Origin of the sequence: Klenkia sp. PcliD-1-E, assembly GCF_024124375.1 — a bacterium.
GTDB lineage: Bacteria > Actinomycetota > Actinomycetes > Mycobacteriales > Geodermatophilaceae > Klenkia.
The window spans coordinates 1-3,173 of record NZ_JAMXRZ010000213.1 but is presented as its reverse complement, the minus strand read 5'-3'; the positions used below and the strand labels follow the sequence as shown (position 1 = coordinate 3,173).

4 protein-coding genes are annotated in these 3,173 nt (G+C 78.9%); 3 read left to right on the top strand and 1 reads right to left on the bottom strand.

All coding sequences use genetic code 11. The features are described 5' to 3' along the window. The 3 genes from NH342_RS22500 to NH342_RS22490 all read left to right on the top strand — a co-directional run. Nucleotides 1–273 (top strand): hypothetical protein (locus tag NH342_RS22500; RefSeq protein ID WP_253018528.1); only part of this gene is annotated, 273 nt, incomplete at its 5' end. Further along, on the top strand, nucleotides 270–836 hold the full coding sequence (gene thpR, locus NH342_RS22495) for an RNA 2',3'-cyclic phosphodiesterase (RefSeq protein ID WP_308200731.1): 567 nt from the start codon (nucleotides 270–272) through the stop codon (nucleotides 834–836). The genes NH342_RS22500 and thpR, both read left to right, overlap by 4 nt. A 5-nt stretch (nucleotides 837–841) precedes the next feature. After that, on the top strand, nucleotides 842–1,645 hold the full coding sequence (locus NH342_RS22490) for a thioesterase family protein (protein ID WP_253018524.1): 804 nt from the start codon (nucleotides 842–844) through the stop codon (nucleotides 1,643–1,645). 106 nt (nucleotides 1,646–1,751) lie between these two features. Here the strand turns inward: NH342_RS22490 and NH342_RS22485 are convergent. Then, a partial coding sequence (locus tag NH342_RS22485) for an FtsX-like permease family protein (protein WP_253018522.1) occupies nucleotides 1,752–3,173 on the bottom strand: 1,422 nt, incomplete at its 5' end.

Here is a 3,173-nt window from a genome sequence, read left to right as displayed (position 1 = left end):
ACCACCGACCGGCGGGCCGTGCAGGCCATCGCCGCCGACCTGCGCCGGCTGCGCCGCGAGCTGGCGCTGGTGGCCACCGGCTCCGCCGCGCACCGGGCGGGCGTGCTCGCGGCCTACGACGACGTGCTGGTCGAGGCCGCCGGGACCCTGGACGTCCCGCACCGGCTGCGCGAGGCCGCCCCCGGCGAGGACCGGGAACTGGAGCGGCTGCGGCTGGCCGAGGCGCTCGCCGGCGCCGGTCTCGTGGTGAGCGACCCCCGGGACCGCGGCTGAGCGCAGGCCGGCTGTTCACCGGTGTGGCGCCGCCGCCGGCGGTGGTGCGGGCGCTGGCCGCGGCGGTGCACGGGGTCCGCGACGACCCCGGCGCGCCGCGCTGGTCCGACCCCGCCGACCTGCACGTCACGCTGGCCTTCCTCGGCGAGGTCCCCGGGGCGCGGGTGGCCGGCCTGCTCGCTGCGCTGGGTCCGGTCGCCGCCGGCAGCCACGCGCCGGAGCTGCGGCTGGCGGGGGCCGGCACCTTCGGCCGCCGTCCCCGCGTGCTGTGGGCCGGCGTCACCGGGGACGTCGGGGTGCTCGGCGAGCTGGCCGGCCGGGTCGCCGCCGCGGCCCGGCACGCCGGCGTCCCGGTCGAGGACCGGCCCTTCGTCCCGCACCTCACCCTGGGCCGGTGGCCCGGGTCGGGGACGACGGCGACGACCCTCCCCGAGCGGTTGCGCGGTCCGCACGGCCCCGCGTGGCGGCCGGGCGAGCTGGTGCTGTGGCGCAGCCGCCCGGGCGCCCGGTACGAGCGCCTCGCCGGGTGGCCGCTGGCCCGCCCGGGCCCGGTGGCACGCTGACCGGCGTGCCCCGCAGCTTCGACGACGCCACCGCGCTGACCGCCGCCGAGGGCGGGTTCACCGCCCACCTCGACCCCGGGTGGGACGTCGGCGGGGGCGTGCTCAACGGCGGCTACCTGCTCGCGGTGGTCGCCCGCGCCGCGCTCGAGGTGTCCCCGCACACCCACCCGGTGGCGCTCTCGGCGTCCTACCTGCGGGCGCCGGCACCCGGACCGGCCACGGTCTCGGTCACCGCGGGCCCGGCCGGCCGGACGCTGCAGCACGGGTCCGCGGTGCTCGGGGACGCCGGTGGTCCCGCCGTCCCGGTGCAGTGGACGACGGCGACGCTGCACGACGTCCCCGCCGAGCACGGCGTCCCGGCCCCGGCCGCGACCCCCGTCGAGGACTGCTTCTCCGTCGCCGAGAACGCCCACCTCGCCCCGCCCGGGCTGACCGTGCCCGGCATCTCGCAGCAGGTGGAGACCCGGCTCGACCCGCTCACCGCCGGGTGGGCCCTCGGGCAGCCCTCGACCGAACCGGTGGTGCGGGCCTGGGTGCGCTTCGCCGACGGCCGCGAGCCCGACCCGCTGGGCCTCGTCGCGTTCACCGACGTGCTGCCGCCGACCTCCTGGGCCACCGGGAAGCTGGGGTGGGCGCCCACGGTGCAGCTGCAGACGCTGATCCGTGCGCTGCCCGCGCCGGGCTGGTGCCTGGTCGAGGCCCGCGGCAACGAGGTGTCCGACGGCTGGGTCGACGAGGACTACCGGGTGTGGGACTCCACCGGCCGCTTCGTCGCGCAGTCCCGCCAGCTGGCCCGCTCCCCGCGCTGAGCCCCGCCGGGGCGTCCTCCTCGGGCAACGTGCAGCCCCCTCCGGCGACGTCGGTGCGGGAGGACGGAGTTGGATCAGCGAGGTTGATCCAACTCCAGGGGGAGGGTCAGGCGTCCTCGCGCAGCACCGAGGCGGGGTCGGCGCGGTCGGCGGAGCGCTGGGCGTACCCCGCCGCCCCGCCGGCCACCACCAGCGCGGCGACGACGGTCAGCGCGACCGCGGGCCAGGGCACGTCCAGCAGCGGTGTGGGTGGGCGGAGGGTGTCGACGTCCAGCCGCCGGTACACCGCCGCCACCGCCCCGACCGCCAGCGCACCGCCGACCAGCACGCCGGCGCAGGCCACCCCGACCAGCTCGACCAGCAGGGACCGCAGGTGGGCGCCACGCGACAGCCCCAGCCGCCGGGCCATCACGTAGCCGCTCACCCGCGACCGGGACCGCGCCTCGAGGTAGAGCAGCAGCCCGGCGGCGCCGATGACGCCGGCGAACACCGCCAGCGCCGACAGGTACCCGAAGGTCCAGGTGATGCCGAGGAAGTTCGCCGTCCGCTGGACGTCGGCGGGCACCGTGTCGAGCACCCGCACCGCGCCGGCGTCCTGCAGCGCGGCCACCGCGGTGCCGACGTCCCCGTTCGTCCACCGCTCCACGGCCTGGTCCGAGCCGGCCGAGGGCGGCACCTCGGGCAGCCGGGAGCGGTCGACCAGGACCACGGGGTCGGCGGAGCGCCGGCCGGGCAGCACATCGGCGGTGGCGACGACCTCGACGTCGACCGCCACGTTGCCCAGCCGCAGCTCGTAGGCCCCGGAGGGCAGGCCGCTGGCCACCACGGGGACGGTCGTGGTCTCCCGGGTCAGCGCCGTGACCAGGTCGGGCAGTGACCGGTCGGCGAAGGAGTCGACCCAGAACGCGGTGCCGGCGAAGGTGGTGGGGTCGACCGCGAGGGTCTGCACCGCGGTGCGCTCCCCGCCGGCGGGGGTCAGCGAGGAGTTGCCGAACCTCAGCACGGTGGTGCCGTCGGGGCCGGTGACCGCGGCGGGGTCCACGCGGCTGGCCGTGGCGGCGTAGGCGCCCGCGCCCAGCTGGACGCCGACCTTGGCGTCGAGGGTGGCCCGCGAGCTGGCGGTGAGCGTGGCGGTGTAGCCGAGGACGGCGACCGGCAGCGCGATCGCCACCAGCAGCACCGCGGTGGCGGCGCGGGCGGCGACCAGCCGGTTGACCGCCAGGAAGACCGGCGGACGGCGACGGTCGGCCCAACGCCGCAGCCGGGGCAGCAGCGCGGTGAGCAGCCGGGCGAGCAGCACCGCCGCCCCGGCCACGGCCAGCAGCGGGAAGGCCACCAGCAGTCCGTTGACCTGGGCGACCCCGGCCTGCGAGACGACCGCGTCGCGGCCCTCCAGCAGCACCCAGCACCAGCCCGCGGCCGCCAGCAGTGCGAGCTCCCACGGCACCCGGGCCGGCCAGCGCGGGGCCGCGCCGAGCGGCTTCTCGGCGGTGCCGCGGGCCCGCAGCCCGGCGACCGCGGCGGCCGC